This window comes from Advenella faeciporci (genome assembly GCF_014652395.1).
Lineage (GTDB): Bacteria > Pseudomonadota > Gammaproteobacteria > Burkholderiales > Burkholderiaceae_B > Advenella > Advenella faeciporci.
In genome coordinates this window covers 63,126-85,301 of record NZ_BMYS01000012.1, presented here as the reverse complement: position 1 = coordinate 85,301, position 22,176 = coordinate 63,126, and the positions used below count along the sequence as shown (strand labels likewise).

Sequence of the window (22,176 nt, the reverse complement as noted above, 5' to 3'; positions counted from 1 at the left end):
AAGAATAATGAAATATCTGTATGATGTGCCGGCGCCAGCCAAGCTGAATCTTTTTTTGCATGTTACCGGTCGCCGTGAAGACGGTTACCATTTGCTGCAGACGGTTTTTGTGTTTATAGACCTGGCAGACCAGTTGCAGTTTGAGTTGCGTAATGATGGCGTTATATGCCGGAAAACCAGTTTGCCTGGCATTGATCATGACAGTGACCTGATTGTGCGTGCCGCACGTGCTTTGCAAAAGGCAACAGGCACCGCCAAGGGTGCCACGATTCATGTGCAAAAAAACATTCCGGCCGGCGGTGGTCTTGGGGGCGGTTCCAGTGATGCGGCAAGTACCCTTGTTGCCCTTAACCGCTTATGGCAAACCGGATTAAATCGTGGGGAATTACAGCAGCTGGCTTTACCGTTAGGGGCAGATGTTCCGGTGTTTGTGTTTGGTCAAAATACGTTTGCCGAAGGCATTGGCGAGGCATTTACCGCCTGCAGGGTACCCGGGCAGGCTTATCTGGTTTTTCAGCCACGGCTGGGTATTCCAACCCCGGCCATTTTCACCGATCCTGCCCTATGTCGAAACACGCCATTGGTAACGGTTCAGGATGTACAGCAAAGCCTGTCTTTGCCAATACCTGAAGCCTCACTAATAAGCCAGCCTGCATTTTTTGGTCACAATGATCTGGAGGCAGTAGCTTGCCGCCAGCATCCCGGATTGCAGCAGTTGGTAGACTGGCTGGGTGTCAGGCAGGTAAAAGCACGCATGACCGGGTCGGGGGCCTGTTTTTTTGCGCCTTTCAAGTCTTATGAAGATGCCCTTCGGACCAAGCATGAGCTTGAGGCCGCGTTACCCGCATTTAACCAAAGAGCACTTGTGCCTGTTGAACGGATCATCGCTGCCCGGGGCCTGGACCGGCATCCTTTGCATGACTGGGTAAGAAATTAAGACAAAGTCACGAAAAGTTATTGGAATTAAATTTTAATAAGGGTAAACCCTAGTCATAATTATAATAAATTTTAATTTAATCAATAAGATAAGAATTTTTTTACATTATTTTCAAAGGGCTAAATTACAGGTATTCATATTGTTTTCAGTTTTATTTATATGTTGGGTCGAAAATTAGAATACGACAAATAAAAACTTCTCTGGCAATCTACCGCAAAATTGACAGGAGTGTTATATGTCGGATTTTGATCTGATTGTAAAAGGCCATATCGTATTGGCCCATAGCGAAATTGAAAATGGTTATGTTGCCATTAAAAACGGGAAAGTGGCTAAAGTGGGCGCCTGTGTGCAAGGCATGCCTTCAGCCAAGGCTATCGAAGATCATACGGGATGTCTGGTGTTTCCAGCCGCGATTGATTCACAGGTGCATAGCCGCAGCCAGAAAGGACAGGAAGATTTCATCTGGTCAACCAGGGCCGCAGCCGCGGGGGGCGTTGGCACCATTGTTGATATGCCGTATGATGCGGGGCGCCTTATCTGCAATGCAGAGCGCTTCAATCTGAAAAAGCAGGAAGCCCAGGATCAGGCCCGCGTAGACTTTGCCTTGTATGGCACAGTTCATCCCGATGAAGGTACTGACAAGATTCGTGAAATTGTACAGGCCGGCGCAATTGGTTTTAAATTCTCTACGTTTGGTACTGATCCCGAGCGTTTTCCCCGGATTCCCGCTTTTACCATGCATGATTGCTTTCAGGAAATCCAGCAGTTCGGCTTGGTTGCGGGTGTTCACAATGAAGACGATGAGGTCGTCAAGCATTTAATTGAAAAAACCAAGGCGTCTGGCCAGAGCAGCTATTTGGCACATACAGCCAGCCGTCCGGTTTATTCTGAAAATCTGGCTGTGTTACAAGTGTATGAGTTGGGTGCCGCTACCGGTTGCCGTGCCCATGTGGTGCATTGTTCCAATGGCCGTGGCTATGAAATTTGCGCCTCATACCAAAAACAGGGTTTTCAGTCCACGATTGAAGCCTGCCTGCATTATATGGTGCTTACCGAAGAGGATGATGTCAAGAACCTGGTTGGCCGGGCCAAGGTCAATCCGCCCATTCGTGGCCGTAAAGAACGTGAAGCATTGTGGCATCACCTTGTCGCCGGCAATTTAACCGTTGTCTCTACCGATCATGTCAGTTGGTCACTGGACCGCAAAAACAGCGCCAATATGTTTGAAAATGCATCGGGTGCAACCGGCCTTGAGCTGTTATTGCCCCTGATGGTTTCCGAGGCAAGCCGTCGCGGTATTTCCTTAAGCAAAATCGCTCAGGTACTTGCTTACAACGTGGCTCGTCTGTTCAGTATAGATGATACAAAAGGCGCGCTGGAATTGGGCAAGGATGCCGATCTGGCCATTCTGAAACCGGAACCTTATGTTTATCACGCCAACGCCAGTGGACATAATTTTTCTGACTGGAGTCCTTATGACGGCCGCCAAATTGATTTCAAGGTAGTCAAGACCATGGTGCGTGGCAACTGGGTTTTTGATGGGGAAAATGTGTTGGCTGAACCAGGTTCGGGTAAGTTCGTGCGCCCGTGTTTGCTGGGTCAGGGGGGGCAGAAATGAAGGCAAATGAAAGTCGTTATTGGGATATGCTGATGGAGCTCGGTACCATTACAGACCCTGGCCAGCCTTATACCCGCCGCTCATTCAGTGAGCGTTTTCTTGAGGGCCGGCAGTGGCTGACAGAAAAAATGCAGGCGCTGGGCTTGCGTGTCCATATTGACGCGGCCGGCAATTTGATTGGCCGCCGGGAAGGAACGGACCCAACCCTGGGAACCATTGCCATTGGTTCGCACAGCGATACCGTGCCCGGAGGCGGCCGTTTTGATGGCGTCGCGGGTGTTGTTGCAGGTCTTGAGTGCGTGGCGTCCTGGAATGAACGCGATATCCAATTGCGTCACCCTGTTGAAATTATTGATTTTCTGGCTGAAGAGCCGAGTGAGTGGGGGAACTCCTGTACGGGAAGCCGTGGTGTTTCAGGGTTTCTGGATGACGGGCTGTTGAATACGCCTCATCCAAAAACCGGAGAAACACTGGCACAGGCCATCAGGCGTATTGGTGGTGATCCTGATCATTTGTCGGTTCGCAAAGATATCGCCGCCTGTTTTGAAATTCATATCGAGCAGGGCAGTGTTCTTGAGCATGAGTCCCTGGATATTGGTGTGGTGAATGCGATTGTTGGGATTGTCAGGGTAAAACTGGTCTTTAAGGGACAGTCTGCCCATGCGGGCACGACGCCCATGCATATCCGCCGGGACGCACTGGCCGCTGCCGCACAAACGACCTGTGAAATACGTCGTCAAGTGCAGCGTATGGCTGAGGATGGCAGCGGGCACTATGTTGTGGCAACTTGCGGGCAATTCAATGTGCGGCCAAATGCCAGTAACGTAGTGCCGGGCCTGGCAGAAATAACTATTGAAATGCGCTCTGATCATCGCCCTTGCATGGAACGCATGTATACGCTTTTGCATGAAATTGCCCGGCAGGCCGCCCGTGACATGCGGGTTGAATTGGAGCAGTTTGAAATGCTGACCGATACTCACCCTGTTCTGTGTGATGCCGTGTTAATGACTCATATTGAAGAGGCGGCAAAGTCTTTGGAATTGCCATATCGGGTTATGCCAAGCGGTGCAGGGCACGATGCGGCATTTATGTCTTATGTGGCGCCTTCGGCGATGATTTTTGTGCCCAGTAAAGAGGGTAAAAGCCATTGTGCAGAGGAATGGACCTCGGAAAAAGAAATGGCCCAAGGGGTAAGTGTGCTTATTGAGGCAGTAGAGCGGTTTGACGTTAACCATTTGGCACAAATCAGTGATTCATTAAGTTATTGATTTATTAATATAAACAATTAAACAGATTGTCCTTTTTGTATAAAAAGGACACTTTATCTGTGCGATGTGCATTAGGTTCAGGGAGAACTTTAGATGAATGCAAACGTAAAAAATCAGGGTTTGGAAACCACCCTTGACTTTTCGGATAACGCCGTTGAGGTTAAAAAAAACAGTAAGGCTGGGAGGGCGGTAGCCGCGGCTTCAATCGGTAATGCGCTGGAATGGTATGACTTCAGTGTATTTGCTTTCTTTGCCAGTTATATTGGGCATAGTTTCTTTGTGGAAGGTGATGAGGTTTCAGCCTTGTTAAAAACTTTCCTGCTGTTTGCAGTTGGTTTTATTGCCCGCCCCATTGGTGCGCTTTTTTTGGGTTCGTATGGTGACCGCGTGGGGCGTAAAGCAGCCCTTACCTTAACTATTGGCATTATGGCGGCCGGTACGTTTATTATTGCCGTAGCGCCACCCGTTTGGGTTATTGGTGTGGGCGCGCCCATCCTGCTCTTGATTGGACGTTTGTTGCAGGGCTTTTCTGCCGGTGGTGAAATTGGTGGAGCAACCGCTTTTCTGGTTGAAAGCGCCCCGCCAGAGAAAAAAGCCAGCTATGCGGCATGGTTGCAGGCCAGTATGGGCATTTCCAATATTCTGGCAGCGTTTGTCGGAATGATGATCACGACCTTTTTTACTGATGATCAAATAACCGGATGGGCGTGGCGATTGCCATTCCTGGTTGGTTTGTTGATTATTCCCGTTGGTTATTATATTCGATATACCCTTGATGAAACTGCCGAGTTCGAGGCAGAAAAGAAGAGTATGGATTTGACGAAAAAACAGCCGCTTTTTGATGTTATCAAGTTGTATCCTCAGCACATGATTGTAGGTATTCTTTTCTCTATTTTGTGGACCGTCTGTGTTTATGTGCTGGTTATTTATATGCCAACCTATTATGCAGCAGCCAATATCGGCCTGGGGTTTTCGCGAAATGATGCCTTTACCGCTTCCCTGATTGGCAATATCTTCATGATTATCGGATGTCTTTTCTCAGGAAAAATGGCAGATCGTTTTGGTGCGCCAACCGTACTTAAACTCAGTTGTCTTGTTCTTGCGGTGGTTTCATATCCATTGTTGACATGGCTTCATGGCAGCCCTGAGTTTGGCAATCTGGTTGTGGTGCATATTATTCTGTGTTTTTCTGTGGCGCTGTTTTCAGGCGTGGCACCTTCTGCCCTGGCAGGGTTGTTTCCAACGCAGGTGCGCTCTTCAGGAATGGCGGTTTCTTATAATATTGCGGCTATTTTCTTTGCCGGCTTCACCCCGGCATTAATGACCTGGGCAACCACGATTGATATCATGGCGCCAAGTTATTACATGGCAGTGGCCGCCTTCATTGGTTATCTGGCAACAGTCTGGATGTACAAACTGGTTAAATAGTTCATAATCACGCTCATGGGCGTAAAAAACATTCGCTTCCTGCGGGGCGTTGATTTTCGGGCTATGACGCAGTTTTGCCATTTGTGCCAAACCCAACAGTTGGCCAAATCGGCAGAACAGCTTCAGATTGCCCGATCCGGTTTAAGTGAAACCGTCCGCTTTCTTGAGAATCAATTCAAGCTTAAGTTATTCAGGCGGGCGAATAAAAAATTCCTGCCAACCGAAACGGCCCTGGTGTTAAGTAACGGGTTTCAACAACTGGGCCTGCTTGAGTCTTTTGCCAGACGCAATGCCAATACGCCTCACCATGAGTTGTCATGGATAAAAATAAGATTTCCTGTTCATTTCTATTGTGGTCATTTAAGTGGGGCGTTTTTTCAATCTCTTTACCAGTGTGCTGAAGAATTTCCCAAAACCTTATTCTGGCCCGAGTTTACCAATAGCTATTTTGAAGGTGGATTGACGACAGAGGGGTGGGAGCCTGAGTGGTATAAAATATCCCAATCCGATATTGTTATTAGCGGGCAGTCGGGTCATCTTCTCCGTAACGGTTTTCAGCAAACGGGGCGATGGGTCATCTTGCATGCACAAGGTGTGCCGTTGGGCCAGGCCTCTGGTGTGCAGGAAATTCGTCAGCATAAATTGATATTACCCAGAATGCCTTGGTCCATACTGCAGCAGGCCACTAATATTTGTGCCGAGAATGACTTTTCATTTGAATACGATGAAAAGGATTATATTCAACTGTTGTCTGCACCACCGGGTAATCATAAAGTCGTCTTGCTCAATGAGATTTTTCTGGATCCAATGTTTGACAGCCATTGGAAAATAACCCCTTTGTCGTGTGAGGAAAGGGCGGTTATGCAGATTGTTCATTATGATGAGCATCCTGTTTTACGTTATTTTGAGCAGGTTTTCAGCCAGAGCCTTAATCGGGTTGAAGGGGATAGGCATGATTTTCAACCCGGCACAAGCCTAAGGCAATGGCATTACTTTGACCGGGTGCTGGCAACCGGCTCAATGAGACAGGCGGCCCATGAGTTGTTTCTGGCTCAACCCGCGGTCAGTACGCAAATCCGTAACTTTGAACAGACGCTGGAGACTGTTGCAATAAATCGTAAAAAAGGCAGTCGTTCAATGGATGTAACCTCAAGCGGGCTGTTTTTGGCGGATATGGCCAAAGGCATGCAAGAGACGCTTGATCACCTGGAGACTTATGTTTCCAGCCAGCAATTACAACAGTACAGGCATTTGACACTGGGTGTCCTGCCAAGTGTGGACGTGCATAGCAAGCTCAGTGAGCTGATTGTGAATCAGGTCGCGAAGTGGCAACAATACTATCCTGATGTCCGACTGGAAATTATCGAAGACAAGCAAAATGTGCTGACTGCCTTGTTGCGCAGCCAGCATATTCATTTGGCTTTTATAGAAACAAAAGTGCCCTGGCTTATCCAGGATTCGGTATCGGTTCCCGAGGAGATGGGTGTTGTTATCTCCCCCGCTTTATTGCAGGCCATTGATGCAGGTAAAAAAAAGAAGTTGGGCTGGCCTGATATCAAGCATTATCCCCTGGTGTTGCCAAGGCGCGGGTCTGGTCTGCGAACGTTGATAGATCAGCATTGCTTTGAGCAGGGAATTGTATTGCAGGCCGAGGTTGAGTCGGACAGCCTGAATATTAATCAACGCTGGATTGTAGAGGGCAAATACGCCACAATCCTGCCGCAATCGGCTGCGGATAGCCTGATTCAGGCAGGGCAGGCGGTGTTTTTGCCATTGCATCCCTCACTTAAACGTATTTTACGCTTGTCGTACCTGAAGAACCGTCCGTTAAATGATGTGGAAAAAAACCTGATTGATTTTTTGCGCTTTCGAATCGAGGCATATTCGGATTTAAATTAAATTCCCAATGAAAAAAACAATGTCAAACGGGCAGGAAAAAGTTTTTGTCGTGTATTTGATACAAAAACAACAAATTCATTAAAAAAGTAGGGAAAGGGGTTCACAAGTTAAGAAAAACAGATATAATTTCATCTTTCAGTTAACAAGCAATCTTTCACAAGCTTTCTTGGTTAACAGTACATGAAATTTTGGGGCGTCGCCAAGCTGGTTAAGGCACTGGATTTTGATTCCAGCATGCGAAGGTTCGAATCCTTCCGCCCCAGCCAAAATCTCGTTAAGTACATCATCGGAGCCGTCGGGCCTGGCCTATAAGTTGGGTTAAGGTTTCGCGGTTTTTTTTATTTCATCTCTCAAAAAAATCCTCTCTATCATGACTAACAACAACTTCATGATTTTCACTGGTACGGCGAACCCGCGTTTGGCTGTCAATGTAGTGAATCATCTTGACATGTCTCTTGGAAAAATGACTGTCGGACGTTTCTCAGACGGGGAGGTGATGGTTGAAATTCTCGAGCACGTCCGTGGCCGTGATGTATTTGTCTTGCAGCCTACCTGCGCGCCCACCAATGATAACCTGATGGAAATCATGACCATGGTTGATGCCTTGCGTCGTGCTTCAGCCGGTAGCATCACTGCCGCCATTCCTTATTTTGGCTATGCGCGCCAGGATCGTCGTCCGCGTTCCGCCCGGGTTGCCATTTCGGCCAAAGTGGTTGCCAATATGTTGCAAGGTGTTGGTGTTGATCGTATCCTTACCATGGATTTGCACGCCGACCAGATTCAGGGTTTTTTTGATATTCCCGTCGATAACATCTACGCAGCACCGGTTTTGCTGGCTGATATCGATCAGCGTAACCTGAGCAATCTGGTCGTGGTGTCTCCTGACATTGGTGGTGTTGTCCGTGCCCGTGCCCTGGCTAAACAGCTAGAGGCTGATCTGGCCATTATTGATAAACGTCGCCCACGTGCCAATGTTTCTGAAGTCATGAACATTATCGGCGAGGTGGATGGCCGTACCTGTATCATTATGGATGATATGGTTGATACCGCCGGCACCTTGTGCAAGGCTGCCGCCGCCCTTAAAGAGCGCGGGGCCGGTGCTGTTTATGCGTACTGTACCCATCCGGTACTGTCAGGCAGTGCCATAGAACGCATTACCGAATCCGAGCTGGATGAGCTGGTTGTTACCGATACCATTCCTTTAAGCGAACAGGCGGAAGGTTGCGCAAAAATCCGCCAGCTTTCAACAGCTGCCTTGCTGGGTGAAACCATTTTGCGTATTGCTCACGCCGAGTCGGTCAGTTCCCTGTTTGTAGACTGATTTTTTTACCCGGTGCTGGTCGCGGCGCCGGGCTTCGTGATTAAACCGGTTACGGTTTGATTTTTTTATCTACACGTATATCTTAATACGTTTGTTTGGAGTACTCCATGAAATTCACAGCCACATCGCGTAGTGTACAGGGATCGAGTGCGAGCCGCCGCCTGCGCCGCGCAGGCCGCGTGCCAGCCATCGTTTACGGTGGTAAGGGTGACGCCCTAAGTATTGAACTTGATCACAACGAAATCTTCCACGCTTTGCGTAAAGAAGAATTCCACGCTTCAGTTCTTGACATGGAACTGGATGGTAAAGTACAGAATGTACTGCTGCGTGCCGTTCAATGGCATGCCTATAAACCCCAGGTTATGCACGTTGACTTCCAGCGTGTTAGCGCTGACCAGGCCATCACGACCAAAGTGCCTTTGCACTTTATCAATGAAGACGTGTCTCCTGCCGTTAAGTTGCAAGGTGCACAAATTACCACCATCGCCAATGAAGTAGAGATTACTTGTCTGCCTAAAGATTTGCCACAGTTTATCGAAGTGGATTTGGCGGGTATTGAGGCGGGCAGTGTATTCCACCTGAGCCAGTTGACAGCACCTGCCGGTGTGCAGTTTGTTGTGACCGGTGATGATCCTGTATTGGCTGCTGCTTCTGCAGGCGTGTCAGGTGAAGGCGCTGAAAATGGCGAGTCTGCCGAGTAAGTCGTAACACTACGTTCGAAATGAACAGGCAAGGTTTTATTTTGTCTGTGATGTTTTGTTCATGAATAGCCCCCGTAATGCTTTTTGCTGTTCGGGGGCTATTGCTTTATAGGGTCGCTAATCATGTCTTTATCCATTCGCCTGATTGTTGGCCTTGGCAATCCGGGCAGTCAATATGAAGCTACACGGCATAATGCCGGGTTTTGGCTGGCCGATCATATCGCCGATGACCTGAATGCCACATTCAACCCGGAACCCGCTTTTTTTGGGCAGGTTGCCAAGGCAAAATATCAGGGAAACAATATTTTTCTGTTGAAGCCATCTACATACATGAACCGTTCGGGGCAAGCTGTGGGTGCGTTGGCGCGGTTTTACAAGATAACTCCGGAAGAGATCCTGGTGTTGCACGATGAGCTTGATTTGCCGCCCGGGCAAGTGAAGCTTAAAAAAGGTGGCGGTCATGCAGGCCATAATGGTTTGCGGGATATTCAGTCAGCAATGGGTAGTCCCGATTTCTGGCGTCTGCGTTTGGGAATAGGGCATCCTCGTACAATGGGACTGGCGCAAAATGTGGCCGATTACGTGTTGCATATGCCTCGTAAAGAGGACATGCCTCTCATTGATGATGAAATCCGTCGTTCTCGTGTTATTGTTCCCTTGCTGCTGCAAGGAGAATTCTCAAAAGCCTCCAGTTCCTTGCAGGAATCAAAAGGAATTGCCTAACAATGAATTCACCAAGTTTTCGACAGGAGTTTGCCGAATTTTTTCGCTATATAAGGCGTCCGGCATTGTCTCCGCGCAAGCCATCCCGGGGTGGTGGCAATGGCTGGTGGAAAGACTGGGCTCCCGCCACTTCTTTGGGTCGGATGCTGCAATGGGCAGGGTGTTTGTGGGTTATCAATATCTTTGTTTTTGCCCCCATTGCCCTGCTGGTGGCCAATAAAACCGGTGCCGCCCATCGTATCGACATCAATAATATTCCATTTTTAACGGCGGTGCTGTGGGCGCCCGTGGCTGAAGAGCTATTGTTTCGCTATTCTTTGCGCAGACCGCAATTAAGCTTCTGGCTGATTCCGTTAATGGCATGGGTAGTCATAACGGGACCGGAGCTTCATAGTATAGTATTACTATTGCTGGTGCTGATGCTGATCGTGATGCTGGATGTTTGGCGGCTTACCACGAATGAACATGCTTTAAAATGGCGTTGGCGTGTGCATTACCGGAAATTTTTCCCCCTGGTTTTTCATGGTTCGGTGCTGGTGTTTGCCGGTCTGCATTTGTGGAATTTCAGGTTTGGCGAAATAAATTGGTGGCTGCTGCCATTACTGGTATTGCCACAATGGTTTACGGGCATGGTGCTTGGCTGGATGCGGGTGCGTGATGGAATAAGCACGTCTATATTCCTGCACATGATTTTCAATTCCGGCCCTATCTTGCTGGTTTGGTTTTTATTGCAGTTCAGTCCTGAACTGGCCACAACTTGAGAGTGAATATGAAAAGTGCAAAATTGGTTTCCTCAGCCTTGCTTCTGGCTGTGCTGCTGGCAGGCTGTTCCGGTTACCGTCCTATCGTAGACGGGCAAGGCCGGGATATGTCAAATTATGAATATGATCTTCGTGACTGTCAAAATTACGCCCGCCAGGTAGATGGTGCTGGCCGTACGGGTGGTGGGGCCCTGGCGGGTGCGGCCTTTGGTGCAGTGCTGGGTCTGGTGGGTGGTGGCAATAGCACGGGTATCGCCCAGGCAGCGGGTGTTGGTGCGGTCACAGGCGCTGCGGCAGGGGGTGTTTCAACGGCGGCTTCGCAAAAACAGATTATCCGCAACTGTATGGTTGGTCGTGGCTATCGCGTATTGGATTAACCTGTTTATTCTTCAGGAAAACGGGCCAACTCCCTGAATCTGTACCTCCCTCAGGGGTACAATAACGGGTTTCGTGCTTTGATTTATTAAGGATTTTCAATGGCTCTTCAATGTGGCATCGTTGGTTTACCCAACGTAGGCAAATCAACTTTGTTTAATGCGTTAACGAAAGCGGGAATTGCCGCCGAGAACTACCCGTTTTGTACTATCGAGCCCAATGTAGGTATTGTGGAAGTGCCCGATGCACGGCTTGATGATCTTGCCATTATCGTCAAGCCCGAGCGCGTCCTGCCGGCCACTGTCGAGTTTGTTGATATTGCCGGCCTGGTTGCGGGCGCCTCAAAGGGTGAGGGCCTGGGTAACCAGTTTCTGGCCAATATTCGTGAAACCGATGCCATTGTGCATGTGGTGCGCTGTTTTGAAGATGAAAATGTGGTGCACGTGGCAGGCAAGGTAGATCCCATTTCAGACATAGAAGTTATTAATACAGAACTGGCCCTGGCGGACTTGTCTTCAGCAGAAAAAGCACTGCAAAAAGCACAGAAAACCGCACGTGCTGGCGATAAAGAAGCGCAAAAACTGTGTACGGTACTGGAAAAAATCATTCCAGTCCTTAACGAGGCTCGCCCTATCCGTTCACTGGATCTTGATGAGGAAGAACAGGCCCTGATCAAATCCTATTGCTTCATTACCGCCAAACGTGCCATGTATGTGGCCAACGTAAAAGAAAACGGTTTTGAAAACAATCCTCACCTGGCTGCCGTGCAGGAATATGCCAAGGCCGAAAATGCGCCCGTGGTAGCGGTATGTGCGGCTATTGAAGCCGAGATTGCCGATTTGGATGACGAGGACAAAGAAGTATTCCTGGCAGACATGGGCATGGAAGAGCCAGGCCTGAATCGTGTGATTCGCGCTGCTTATAACCTGTTGGGTTTGCAAACTTACTTTACCGCCGGTGTCAAAGAAGTTCGTGCCTGGACAATCCGGGTAGGTGATACGGCTCCTAAAGCGGCAGGTGTTATCCACACCGATTTTGAACGAGGTTTCATTCGGGCACAAACCATTGCATTTGATGATTTTGTCAAGTTCAAGGGTGAGCAGGGTGCCAAAGAAGCCGGGAAAATGCGTGCTGAAGGCAAGGAGTATGTGGTCAAGGATGGCGATGTACTGAACTTCCTGTTCAACGTGTGATCTAATTCCCCTACCAGATAAGTAAAACTTGGGGTAGTATTAAAGACTTGGGTATGCATTGGCGCATGTTGCGCCAATGACGGTCTTTAAAATAGAGTGAGTGAAAAAATCGGTCATGAAAAAATGGCTTAAGCGCGTGTTGGTGAGTCTGGTTGTGCTTCTGCTAGTCACCTTTGTGGGTGGTGCGGTCTTTTTGCTTACTTTTGACCCAAATGCCTATAAATATAAACTGGAAGAAATAGTCAGGTCCAATTACGACCGTGATCTTCAAATAAACGGCGATATCGAATTATCACTGTTTCCCCGCATAGGCCTGGCGGTCAATCAACTTTCTTTGTCCGAGCCAGGTAGTGATGATGTTTTTGTCTCTATTAATAGTGCCCGTTTTGCGGTGGCTATCTGGCCGCTTATTTCCAATCGTTTTGTGGTTGACCATGTTGCGGTAAGTGGTTTCAAGGCCTGGGTGGTCCGTAATGAAGCAGGCGAGCTGAACTTTGAAGACCTGTTCGAACAAAAGGTAGTGGTTGATAAGCTTGAAAATCAGGTTGATGGCAATACCGTGTTGCCGCAGCCCCACAACACTGATTTCAAAATTGATATTGCCGGGCTTGAACTTCAGAATGGTGAGGTTTATTTCAAGGATATCGGCAATCAGCTGGACATGCGTCTGCAAAATATGTCAATTAATACGGGCAGGGTTACCTTTGACCAACCTTTTGATATCACCCTGGCGGCACAGCTGGAGGGCGCTCATCCCCGGGTAAACGCACAACTTAACGTTCAGGGTTTGCTTAAACTGGATCCGGTAACCAAACTTTATAATGCCCAGAAACTGGAAGTTGCCTTAAAAGGCAGGCTTGGCGATATTGAAGCCAGCAGTGCAACACTTAAAGGCAGTTTCAACATAGACAGTTTTGCCCATGCGATTACCGGCTCTGGCATGGAGTTGGTGCTTGCCGGTAATGGTGTTGAAGGTTCATCACTTAAAAAAATTGATGTGAATGTGACTGCGCCCAAGCTGAATTTCGACTCTTCCGCACCTTTGCTGCAGCTTGAGAATTTTTCAGTCAAGGGCAATGCACAACATGCCAATGATCAGTCTTATGAGTGGTCTTTTGAATCACCGGCGCTGGATATTTCCTCTACCGTGGCCGGTGGCAAGCCACTCATTGGTTTTCTCCGGATGAAGGGGCGCGAACAGGTTGGGGTCAATTTATCGCTCAAGGGTATCAGTGGTTCAGCCGATAACCTGAAAGTGGCGGAAGTCAAAATTGATGGTAAGTATGCGCAGCCCAACAATCGTGTGATTGGCCTGAATATTGCTTCTCCGGCACAGATGAATTTAATCGACAGGATAGTAATGCTTTCCGCGATTAGTGGTAATGCCAGCTTCAAGGATCAAGGCCTTGAAGAGCAGCTGGTTCCCCTGATTGGCAGCATCAATGCCGATTTCCAGAAAAGCCGGGCCAGTTTCAAGCTGGATGCGGTGGTTAATGCCGGTAAATTTAATCTGGATGGTGAGCTGCATAATTTTTCCAGACCGAATGTGAATTTTGATTTAAGTGCCGATTCCATCAATCTTGATCAGATTCTGGGTCCGGCCGCAGCGGCTCCCAAGACAGAAAAAAACAATGTTGAAGCCGGAAAAACCGAAAAACCTGTTGCTTCCCCAGAATCAGCCCCGGGACAAAATGAAAAAACCGCAACAGCCCAAACAGCTGAAACCGGTGCAGGAAAACAGCCGCAGCAAGCCTCTGCTGGCAGCCTGAAGCGAGAATTGCTTCAGGCATTGCGTGGCATGGGAACGATTAATCTGAAACAAATGCGTTATCAGGATATTGTTTTCAATGATGTGCAGGCTGTTTTCCGTTTTGATCGCGATAATCTTGAGATGACTTCGTTCAAATCCTGGGTTTTTGATGGGCAAGTCCGTGCAGATGCAAAGCTTGATTTGGCCAGTGAAGATATTAAAACCGGGATAGAGCTGGAAGCCATAGACTTGTCCCAAATGCAGCAGGCGTTCAATTGGACTCCCTGGGTAAGTGGGCGCGCCTTTATCAGGCTACAGCTTGAAAGCAAGGGAGACAATGAAAAAACAATCCTGGATAATATCAAGGGACAGGCTCAGATCAAGGCCGAAAACGGTTTTGTTAAGGGGTTTGATATCAATCAGCTGGCACAGGATCCCTTGACATATCTGGATCTTGAGACGCCAACGTATCCATTTACTCTTGATCTTAACGCCTCCAGTCCTTATTCCCTGATTTCTGCGGATGCGCAAGTTGATAAAGGCGTAGCGCAGCTATCTTCTTTGTTGTTTGAAAGCGAGAAGTTTGCGGTTCAGGGCAGCCCGAATGAAATGTTTTTCAATTGGAACAAAGGGGATTTCACGTTTCCAGTTACCTTGAAAACACGTCAGCCGGTTAAAATCAGTCAAGACAATATTACACTTTCGGTCAAGGAAATAAACATACCAGCCATCATTTCAAGAACCGGTCAGTCGTTAACCGTTACCCTGCAATGGGATAAGCTTAAAAACTCGCCGCTGGGCAAGTTGCTGGAAAAGAAAAAAGAACAGGCAGCCAAAGAGCAGGCAGCCAAAGAGCAGGCTGAAAAAGAACGGTCCGTCACAGAGCAGAAGGATGAGCCTGTCTCGGGCACAGCCGACGCAAGTGAAGTGGCTTCCCCGGCTGTGCCTGATGAGTCGCTGGCTCCAGCTGCACCAGCAAGTCCTGCAACTGTTCCATCTGCAGAAACCGGGACGGTGGCCCCGGTTGAAACCACGCCATAACGGTTTCTTTTTGTTTTATTAATTATTTTTCCTTGGCTTTATGATGAGTGAAACAACAAAATTCACCCCGGTTTTTGCGTGTATGGCTGTTAGTGATGCCGTTCAGTCAGCGTACCAGAATCGCTGGTTTCTGATTGATGAAAATGCTCAGGTTTTAGAAGATACGGATGGAAAAACAGCAGAACTGTCATTGTCCATTCGGTTTGCTTATCTGGTTTTCAGGGCGCCGGGCATGTTGCGGCTGGATATCCCCATAGAGGTCCTGGAAGATGATGAGGAAGCGTTTGAGCCAATTACCCTTGATGGGCAATCACTGCGGGCAGTCAATGAGGGAGAGCTGGCCTCAGCCTGGTTTTCAAATTATTACGGTAAAACCGTGCATTTAATGAAATTGCATCCGGAAGATCACCAGGCTTTGCGGTTGGCCAAAAAGAATACTTAAGCGTTGGATGCGTTTCCAGCGCTTTTGAGTGCATTTCGTACTGGAAGAGTGTTGTTTAGGCCGTGAGCCTTTTGTATTTTTCCATTAACTGATCGGCATCTTCTTTCCATTGCGGGTCAGGCTCAATGCAGTCTACCGGGCAAACCTGCATGCATTGGGGTGTATCATGATGACCAACGCATTCGGTGCATTTTTCCGGATCAATGATGTAATATTCTTCACCCATGGTGATGGCATCGTTAGGGCACTGCGGTTCACAGACATCACAGTTAATACATTCTTCAGTAATTAATAAAGCCATGATATTGAATTGCCTGTTAAGTGTTTACCCTGACATTATATTCCATTCAAAAGAAAATGGCCTGAATCTGTATTAATACAAAAAAACAGGCCAGGATGCTTGTGTTTGAAACAAGGTGTTTTGAAATTAACGAAATGGCTTATTCAGACTGTGCAGCCTTGGCTTCTTTCCTGGCCTTGGCTTTTTCTTGTAACCAGCGCTCTACGGACGGGAAAACAAATTTGCTTACATCGCCACCCAGCAATGCAATTTCACGCACAAAAGTACCTGAAATGAACTGGTATTGGTCTGAAGGAGTCATGAACAGGGTTTCGACATCGGGCAGCAGGTGGCGGTTCATGCCAGCCATCTGGAATTCGTATTCGAAGTCGGACACGGCACGCAGGCCACGGATAATGACACGTGCTTCTTCCTGGCGGGCAAAGTCTTTAAGCAGGCCATCGAAAGTTTTAACCGTCACATTATTGTAGTGACCCAACACTTCGTTGGCGATTTCCAGCCTTTCTTCGAGTGTAAACAAAGGATTTTTACCCGCGCTTGAGGCAACACCAATAACAACTTTGTCAAACAGGCCTGCTGCACGACGAACCAAATCTTCATGGCCTCTGGTGAGTGGGTCAAAGGTACCTGGATATACGGCAGTGATCATGGCAAATATCTTTTGAAAAAAAAGGGATTATAAGGTAATTTACTACACTTCATTATATTGGTGTAGCTGAAAAAACACGGCACCGGCCTTTCCTTCCTTCATTAATTTGAAAGAGGGGCTTAAGAGGATTTTTTTTTCGGATTCCGTATAGACTAATGAGCCAGGTTTCAAAATTTGGGGCAGATAAGGCAAAACTTCCTGGATTAAATCCTTTTGAAATGGAGGATCCAGAAATGCCAGATCAAAGCGGCTGGCATCCATGCGTTTTAGAACCAGCATCGCGTCGCCACTGTTAATACGTACTTGCTGTAAATTGAGTTTGTCGCGAATTTGCCTCAGGTTGAGCATGGCTTGCCGGTTTTGTTCAACCATTTGCACATGTTCCGCGCCACGCGAAGCGGCCTCAAAGCCCAGGGCACCTGTGCCCGCAAACAGGTCCAGAACCGATTTATTGCTGTAGTCACCGTCCCATAAGTGGTTAATCCAGTTGAAAACAGTTTCCCTGACACGGTCAGGTGTGGGGCGTAGCCCCGGAACATCGGCCACCGGAATGGCCGTACGCTTGAACTGGCCTCCGATAATACGGATTTTATGCGGTGACCCGCTGGTTTTTTTATGAATTGTGCTCATGATTTTTTGTCTTGCTGCATTAAACCACTATTATCGGAAATGGTGGCGTTGACCGCCTTGTTTATCTGTATTTGTACAGGACCGAATCGTTTCTGCAAAATAATGGTGACTTTCTGCTATTTGCGATGGATAAGATTATAAGCGCAAGCAGAAAAGCAAAAATAAAAAACAGGGCTGTTAAAATACTTCTTCAAAATCAAATTTTTAATACATCGAATTTCATATGTTCAGTTTCTTCAGGAAAAAAAAGCAACCCGAGCCGCAAGTCCATAAAGACCAGGATAGTCTTATTGAACAAGCGGCAACCGGTGATATTCCCGCCAAAGATCAGGTTTCTGTTGCAGAGGCTGTTCAGACCGGGCAAGGGTTGCCCGAACAAACACAGCCACTTGAGCAAGTGACTGATCTGTCTGGCAAGCGCTATGACGATATGGTTTCTGGTGCGGATATAGAGCGTACGCAAATGCCAGAGCCGTCGGTTGGCGAACCGCTTATTGAACACTCCAACCCACCACTGGCACCAGAAAAGGTTGCCGTTACAGAACCGGCGGTATCCTCTTTGCCAGAGCCAGAGCCAGAGCCAGAGCCAGAGCCAGAGCCAGAGCCAGAGCCAGAGCCAGAGGCCGCACCTGCCCCGGTACCTGAAAAGAAATCATGGCTTTCGCGTCTTAAACAGGGCCTGTCCAGAACCGGATCCAGCATCAGTTCCATTTTTGTGGGCGTCAAGGTTGATGAAAACCTGTTTGAAGAGCTTGAAACGGCACTGATCATGGCTGATTCAGGGATGGAGGCCACGGAATCACTGCTTAAATCACTGCGCGCGAAGGTCAGGAAAGAGCGGATTGACGATGCCGGAAAAGTAAAAGCAGCATTGAAGGAATTGTTGACCGAGCATCTCAAACCGCTAGAGAAAGATTTTAATCTGAAGCGCTCATCCCCTTTGGTGGTTATGATTGCAGGCGTGAATGGTGCCGGTAAAACCACGTCTATTGGCAAGCTGGCCCATCATTTTCAGGCCCAGGGCGCCAGTGTCTTGCTGGCTGCAGGCGATACCTTCAGGGCAGCTGCCCGTGAGCAATTGATTGAATGGGGTTCGCGTAACAACGTTGCCGTTATCGCCCAAGAGGGCGGTGATCCTGCTGCCGTTGCGTTTGATGCCGTCAATGCAGGCAAGGCGCGTAATGCGTCGGTGGTCATGGTTGATACGGCCGGGCGTTTGCCAACCCAGCTTCACTTAATGGAAGAGTTGAAGAAAATCAGGCGTGTTATTGGCAAGGCGGACCCTTCCGCACCGCATGAAGTGTTGCTGGTGGTAGATGGCAATACGGGCCAGAACGCAATTTCCCAAATCAAGGCCTTTGATGCTGCCTTGGATTTAACCGGTCTTATCGTGACTAAACTGGATGGCACGGCTAAAGGTGGTACGCTGGCAGCTGTTGCCGCTGGCAGTCATGGTGTGCGCCCCATTCCGGTTTATTGGATTGGCGTGGGCGAATCCTTGCATGATCTGCAGCCATTTGTTGCCGCGGAATTTGCCGGCGCATTGCTGGGAGATGACTAAGCCGTTGCTGTATTGCCATTGGGATTAAATGAAAACCACCCTCCTGAACCTTTGATGCTTGCTTGCATTGGGTTCATCAGGGTGGTTTTTTGATTGTGCAGACCTATTCAAGAGCAAGGTCTGCTGTTTAAGTGTTTACGAACCCTTGTTGGAAAGGGGGCGTAAAACGGTTTATTGTTTAAAACTTGATGCGTCTTGGCAGTTCTTTAAGCACGTCATCAGCGTGTTTTTTACATATTTCCAGATTGGCTGATAACCAGCCCACCGCAAACCAGGTTTCAGGGTAAGCATCGGTGTACTGACTGTAAAACGTATGGGCGGTTGAATAGTCGTTGAGCGTACCAAACGTTTCCTGTGCCGCGGCCAGTCGCTTCACATAAAAGCCCAGGTTGCTGCCGGTATGAAGTGCTTCATAGACATTAAGGCCGTAACGCATCCGCTTGATTTTCTTGCGCAGGTCATGATAGGCCTCAATATCGTTTTTATCCTCGGTTTTCCAGTGATTGACGATTTCCCTGTTCCATTTGTTAAGCCGCGTTTCCAATTGCTTGCGTAGCGTTATCTTTGGCTGTGTAGAGGGAATAAGAGGGATAATCAACAGGGGAGGTTGGCTGTTTGCCGCTTTTGCCTCGGGTGATTTTTCCGTCACTTTGCCTTCGGGGGTGATTTCCTGGTGCTGAATGCCTTTGTCTGTCTCATTTGCTTCGGCCATTACATCCATCTCGTCCTGAGCTTCTGTTGCCTCTTTCTTGTCATCTGTTTCGGGGACTGGATCAATGGCCGGGGTCAGTACGGTCCATTTCAGCAATTTAACCAGCCATGACTGGAAGGCAACGCTTTGTGCGATTTCCTGCGCGGTGCTCACACTTTCCTGATGTTCAAACTGGATATGGGGCATGCCGGCCTCTTCCAGCTTGGGCACAATGGTTTCCAGCATAACGTCAAGGTCACGGGTGGCACCAAAATGGCCAAGGTGCACTTTCAATTCTGCCTGCAGTTCGGGTTCTGGCAGGTAGGCAATCTTGCCAAACAGCTTCCAGTTGCTGGCCAGGCGTCGCATACCAATGCGTAGTTGGTGCACATGTTCTGGCTGGCCAACGGAAACCACACCCAGGGTATCCATTTCAGCCAGGGGGCCAGCGTTGAAGCAGATTTGTTCAAGGCATTCATTGGTGGTGGCAATGAGTGCCTGGGTTGCGTTCTGGTTTTTATTTATTTGATAGGGACGGGCTTTGCGTGGTGCCCAGAAGCGGTCAATTTCGCTTTTACGGACAATCTCTGGTGAAGCAGGGGTTTGTGCCAGTTTGATGTTTTGTGCGGCAGTGGCCAGTGCATCACCACGGTGTGATTTGCTGCGCAAATCCAGTTGCAGTTTGTATTTTTCCAGCCAGCGCAAGCCAACTTCAAAAATAGCCTCGGGTGAGCCGCTTTTCAACTCAAATTCCACTTCGGAAACGGGCAGTTCAAGATCTCCGGAGCGTATAACGCCACGGTCATAGGCTATTTCGATAATCCCCTTGGCAACTCGATGCTTTCGGAAAATCCGGATAACATCAGTTTCGTAGCGCAATTCCAGCGGGTTGTCCAAGTTGGTTAACACGGCTTCTGCAGATGTTCCGGCATAGAGTGACAGGTCCAGAATGGGACCGGGACGATCGTGATTGAGTTCCAGTTTGCTAATGGCATTGTTGCCGGGCATTTTCAGGGTTTGGACCCATTGTGAGCCTTCCAGACGCAGTCTGATGGCGATTTTTGCCTTGGCAAGTTCGCGGGCAGGGGTATCAAAATACATGGCCCGCAAAGGAAGTTCTTCGGCCCTGGTTGTGCGCACCGCTTTTTCTATTGTTTTTTGAGCATGAATGGGCACATGCAGTTTAAGTTCCTGTTCAGACATGTTGTATTAACTTTATAAAAATTCAAAATATAATGGGGGTGCCCCATCTTAACATTTGAAATGGAAGTATTTGATGACAATATATGACAATTGGTTTTCATTTCAGCTAATGTCCTGTTTTTCAAGCCATTTCTGCAAAGCCAGGGTCTGTTCAGGGGTGAAATACAGGCCCAGTCGTGTTCTTCGCCACAAGATATCGTCTGCACACAGGGCCCATTCATGTTCTTGCAGCCATTTCACTTCAGCTTCATATAAGTCATGGCCAAAATGTTGTCCAAGGCTTTCAATATTATTTTTTTCAGCCAGGAAAACCAGGGCAAGTGTACCGTAGGCGCGGGCATACCGGCTTGCTGTGTGTTCGGGCAGCCATGGGAATTTTTTTTGTAATTGTGAAATGAAAAGGTTTATATCTGCATTGGGCAGATTGGCCCCTGGCAAGGGGGCGGTGCGGGTCCAGGGGTGGTGTTTGCCCGTGAAGGGAGCCAGTTTTTCAAGGGCGTGTTCGGCCAGTTTGCGGTAGGTGGTTATTTTGCCACCAAATATAGACAGCAGGGGCGGTGAGGAACCCGTGCCTCCACTCACGTCAAATACGTAATCACGCGTTGTGGTTGAGGCATTGCCCTGGGCATCGTCGTAAAGGGGGCGGACGCCGGACCAGGTGGAGACAATGTCTTCATGGCGGATGGTCCGTTTGAAATAGGCATTGACCGATTGCAGCAGATAGTCGGTTTCTTCGGCAGAAATGGTTACCTTGTCCGGATCCCCGTGAAAATCGACATCGGTGGTGCCAATCATGGAGAAATCGTTATGGTAGGGAGTGACAAAAACAATTCGTTTGTCTTTGTTTTGCAGGATATAGGCGTGCGTGCCGTCATAAAGCCTGGGTGTGACCAAATGGCTGCCCTTGACCAGGCGCAGTTTGCTGTTGCCGGCGGTTTTGCTGCCGTGTCGGGCAACCAGGTTTTGGATGCTTTCCACCCACGGTCCTGCTGCATTGAGCAGAATCTTTGCCTGTACGTTCCGGACTGTACCATCCTGATGCCGTAAGGTAGCCAGCCAGGCGTTATCTTGCGTTTGAAGGTCGATGCATTCACTGCGGGTTAGAATTTGGGCACCGCGTGCCTGGGCATCCATGGCATTAAGAATGACCAGGCGTGAATCATCGACATTGCAGTCAGAGTAAATGAAGCCTTTTTTGATACTGTCATTTAGGGGGGCGGCGTACACCGAGGTATCTGCCAGGGAAATTTGTTGTGAACCGGGCAGGTTTTGGGAACGTTTGGCCAAGTGGTCATACAAAAACAGGCCAATCCGAATCATCCAGGCTGGTCTGAGATTTTGGTTGTGGGGCAAGACAAAACGCATGGGGTGTATAATGTGTGGCGCATTGCCAAGCAAAACCTCACGTTCGGCCAGCGCTTCACGTACCAGCCGGAACTCATATTGTTCCAGATACCTAAGGCCACCATGAATCAGTTTGCTGCTGGCCGAAGAGGTGGCGCCCGCCAGATCCTGTTTCTCGCAAAGCAAGACCTTAAGGCCCCTGCCTGCCGCATCCCGGGCAATACCCGTACCGTTAATACCACCACCAATAACAAGAATATCCACTTTGTCCAAATATTGTGCTGCCGTTGTACTCATTGCCATCCCAGTGTCGGTCGTGTTGGTTAACGGGGAGATATAG

At 48.5% G+C, this 22,176-nt stretch carries 19 protein-coding genes and 1 tRNA gene; 15 read left to right on the top strand and 5 right to left on the bottom strand.

Features of this window, described 5'->3' with window-relative positions:
• Positions 1-7: 7 nt before the first annotated feature.
• The 14 genes from ispE to IE074_RS09395 all read left to right on the top strand — a co-directional run bounded on the left by ispE (position 8) and on the right by IE074_RS09395 (position 15,457).
• Positions 8-937, top strand: a complete 930-nt coding sequence (gene ispE, locus IE074_RS09460) for a 4-(cytidine 5'-diphospho)-2-C-methyl-D-erythritol kinase (protein ID WP_189385223.1) — start codon at positions 8-10, stop codon at positions 935-937.
• Positions 938-1,172: 235 nt separating this feature from the next.
• Positions 1,173-2,555, top strand: a complete 1,383-nt coding sequence (gene ertD, locus IE074_RS09455) for a hydantoin-5-propionate amidohydrolase (protein ID WP_189385222.1) — start codon at positions 1,173-1,175, stop codon at positions 2,553-2,555.
• Positions 2,552-3,823 carry an N-carbamyl-l-glutamate amidohydrolase ErtE gene (gene ertE, locus IE074_RS09450; protein ID WP_189385221.1) on the top strand — a complete coding sequence of 424 codons (1,272 nt, stop codon included), beginning with the start codon at positions 2,552-2,554 and terminating at the stop codon, positions 3,821-3,823. The genes ertD and ertE overlap by 4 nt, the downstream gene beginning before the upstream one ends.
• 93 nt (positions 3,824-3,916) lie before the next feature.
• Complete coding sequence (locus IE074_RS09445; protein WP_189385220.1) at positions 3,917-5,251, top strand: MFS transporter; 1,335 nt, start codon at positions 3,917-3,919, stop codon at positions 5,249-5,251.
• Between the two features lie 15 nt (positions 5,252-5,266).
• Positions 5,267-7,150: a LysR family transcriptional regulator gene (locus IE074_RS09440; protein WP_189385219.1), complete on the top strand. Its 1,884-nt coding sequence runs from the start codon at positions 5,267-5,269 to the stop codon at positions 7,148-7,150.
• 189 nt (positions 7,151-7,339) lie between these two features.
• Positions 7,340-7,416, top strand: a tRNA-Gln gene (locus IE074_RS09435).
• A gap of 104 nt (positions 7,417-7,520) precedes the next feature.
• A complete protein-coding gene (locus tag IE074_RS09430) occupies positions 7,521-8,471 on the top strand; it encodes a ribose-phosphate pyrophosphokinase (RefSeq protein ID WP_189385218.1) in 951 nt (316 codons plus the stop codon).
• Positions 8,472-8,578: 107 nt separating this feature from the next.
• Positions 8,579-9,172 carry a 50S ribosomal protein L25/general stress protein Ctc gene (locus tag IE074_RS09425; RefSeq protein ID WP_189385217.1) on the top strand — a complete coding sequence of 198 codons (594 nt, stop codon included), beginning with the start codon at positions 8,579-8,581 and terminating at the stop codon, positions 9,170-9,172.
• Between the two features lie 123 nt (positions 9,173-9,295).
• Entirely contained in the window at positions 9,296-9,895 is a 600-nt protein-coding gene (gene pth, locus IE074_RS09420) for an aminoacyl-tRNA hydrolase (protein WP_189385216.1), read from the top strand.
• Positions 9,896-9,897: 2 nt separating this feature from the next.
• Positions 9,898-10,656, top strand: coding sequence for a CPBP family glutamic-type intramembrane protease (locus IE074_RS09415; RefSeq protein WP_189385215.1), 759 nt, complete (start codon positions 9,898-9,900; stop codon positions 10,654-10,656).
• 8 nt (positions 10,657-10,664) lie between these two features.
• Complete coding sequence (locus IE074_RS09410; protein ID WP_189385214.1) at positions 10,665-11,033, top strand: glycine zipper family protein; 369 nt, start codon at positions 10,665-10,667, stop codon at positions 11,031-11,033.
• 99 nt (positions 11,034-11,132) lie between these two features.
• The gene (gene ychF / locus IE074_RS09405) at positions 11,133-12,224 is read left to right on the top strand and encodes a redox-regulated ATPase YchF (RefSeq protein WP_189385213.1); all 1,092 of its coding nucleotides are present in this window, start codon (positions 11,133-11,135) and stop codon (positions 12,222-12,224) included.
• Positions 12,225-12,339: 115 nt separating this feature from the next.
• Positions 12,340-15,015, top strand: a complete 2,676-nt coding sequence (locus tag IE074_RS09400; RefSeq protein ID WP_189385212.1) for an AsmA family protein — start codon at positions 12,340-12,342, stop codon at positions 15,013-15,015.
• A gap of 43 nt (positions 15,016-15,058) precedes the next feature.
• Positions 15,059-15,457: a hypothetical protein gene (locus IE074_RS09395; RefSeq protein WP_189385211.1), complete on the top strand. Its 399-nt coding sequence runs from the start codon at positions 15,059-15,061 to the stop codon at positions 15,455-15,457.
• 55 nt (positions 15,458-15,512) lie between these two features.
• On the opposite strand, the gene IE074_RS09390 is transcribed toward IE074_RS09395, so the two are convergent.
• The 3 genes from IE074_RS09390 to rsmD all read right to left on the bottom strand — a co-directional run bounded on the left by IE074_RS09390 (position 15,513) and on the right by rsmD (position 17,037).
• The gene (locus tag IE074_RS09390; RefSeq protein ID WP_189385210.1) at positions 15,513-15,758 is read right to left on the bottom strand and encodes a YfhL family 4Fe-4S dicluster ferredoxin; all 246 of its coding nucleotides are present in this window, start codon (positions 15,756-15,758) and stop codon (positions 15,513-15,515) included.
• Between the two features lie 139 nt (positions 15,759-15,897).
• Entirely contained in the window at positions 15,898-16,407 is a 510-nt protein-coding gene (gene coaD, locus IE074_RS09385) for a pantetheine-phosphate adenylyltransferase (RefSeq protein ID WP_189385209.1), read from the bottom strand.
• 42 nt (positions 16,408-16,449) lie between these two features.
• Positions 16,450-17,037: a 16S rRNA (guanine(966)-N(2))-methyltransferase RsmD gene (gene rsmD / locus IE074_RS09380; RefSeq protein WP_189385208.1), complete on the bottom strand. Its 588-nt coding sequence runs from the start codon at positions 17,035-17,037 to the stop codon at positions 16,450-16,452.
• A 463-nt stretch (positions 17,038-17,500) separates the two neighbouring features.
• Here rsmD and ftsY point away from each other — a divergent pair, with 463 nt between their 5' ends.
• A complete protein-coding gene (gene ftsY, locus IE074_RS09375) occupies positions 17,501-18,598 on the top strand; it encodes a signal recognition particle-docking protein FtsY (RefSeq protein ID WP_373297806.1) in 1,098 nt (365 codons plus the stop codon).
• 178 nt (positions 18,599-18,776) lie between these two features.
• On the opposite strand, the gene IE074_RS09370 is transcribed toward ftsY, so the two are convergent.
• Entirely contained in the window at positions 18,777-20,492 is a 1,716-nt protein-coding gene (locus tag IE074_RS09370) for a CYTH and CHAD domain-containing protein (protein WP_189385206.1), read from the bottom strand.
• Between the two features lie 102 nt (positions 20,493-20,594).
• Positions 20,595-22,133, bottom strand: coding sequence for a glycerol-3-phosphate dehydrogenase (gene glpD, locus IE074_RS09365; protein ID WP_189385205.1), 1,539 nt, complete (start codon positions 22,131-22,133; stop codon positions 20,595-20,597).
• Between the last annotated feature and the right edge of the window lie 43 nt (positions 22,134-22,176).

Bases quoted from the DNA above. Each gene is read 5' to 3' on its own strand.
- IE074_RS09370 (WP_189385206.1), bottom strand. From the start codon at position 20,492: ATGTCTGAACAGGAACTTAAACTGCATGTGCCCATTCATGCTCAAAAA.
- IE074_RS09425 (WP_189385217.1), top strand. From the start codon at position 8,579: ATGAAATTCACAGCCACATCGCGTAGTGTACAGGGATCGAGTGCGAGC.
- ispE (WP_189385223.1), top strand. From the start codon at position 8: ATGAAATATCTGTATGATGTGCCGGCGCCAGCCAAGCTGAATCTTTTT.
- ertE (WP_189385221.1), top strand. From the start codon at position 2,552: ATGAAGGCAAATGAAAGTCGTTATTGGGATATGCTGATGGAGCTCGGT.
- pth (WP_189385216.1), top strand. From the start codon at position 9,296: ATGTCTTTATCCATTCGCCTGATTGTTGGCCTTGGCAATCCGGGCAGT.
- IE074_RS09395 (WP_189385211.1), top strand. From the start codon at position 15,059: ATGAGTGAAACAACAAAATTCACCCCGGTTTTTGCGTGTATGGCTGTT.
- coaD (WP_189385209.1), bottom strand. From the start codon at position 16,407: ATGATCACTGCCGTATATCCAGGTACCTTTGACCCACTCACCAGAGGC.
- IE074_RS09445 (WP_189385220.1), top strand. From the start codon at position 3,917: ATGAATGCAAACGTAAAAAATCAGGGTTTGGAAACCACCCTTGACTTT.
- glpD (WP_189385205.1), bottom strand. From the start codon at position 22,133: ATGAGTACAACGGCAGCACAATATTTGGACAAAGTGGATATTCTTGTT.
- ertD (WP_189385222.1), top strand. From the start codon at position 1,173: ATGTCGGATTTTGATCTGATTGTAAAAGGCCATATCGTATTGGCCCAT.
- rsmD (WP_189385208.1), bottom strand. From the start codon at position 17,037: ATGAGCACAATTCATAAAAAAACCAGCGGGTCACCGCATAAAATCCGT.
- IE074_RS09415 (WP_189385215.1), top strand. From the start codon at position 9,898: ATGAATTCACCAAGTTTTCGACAGGAGTTTGCCGAATTTTTTCGCTAT.
- ftsY (WP_373297806.1), top strand. From the start codon at position 17,501: ATGCCAGAGCCGTCGGTTGGCGAACCGCTTATTGAACACTCCAACCCA.
- ychF (WP_189385213.1), top strand. From the start codon at position 11,133: ATGGCTCTTCAATGTGGCATCGTTGGTTTACCCAACGTAGGCAAATCA.
- IE074_RS09440 (WP_189385219.1), top strand. From the start codon at position 5,267: ATGGGCGTAAAAAACATTCGCTTCCTGCGGGGCGTTGATTTTCGGGCT.
- IE074_RS09400 (WP_189385212.1), top strand. From the start codon at position 12,340: ATGAAAAAATGGCTTAAGCGCGTGTTGGTGAGTCTGGTTGTGCTTCTG.
- IE074_RS09410 (WP_189385214.1), top strand. From the start codon at position 10,665: ATGAAAAGTGCAAAATTGGTTTCCTCAGCCTTGCTTCTGGCTGTGCTG.
- IE074_RS09430 (WP_189385218.1), top strand. From the start codon at position 7,521: ATGACTAACAACAACTTCATGATTTTCACTGGTACGGCGAACCCGCGT.
- IE074_RS09390 (WP_189385210.1), bottom strand. From the start codon at position 15,758: ATGGCTTTATTAATTACTGAAGAATGTATTAACTGTGATGTCTGTGAA.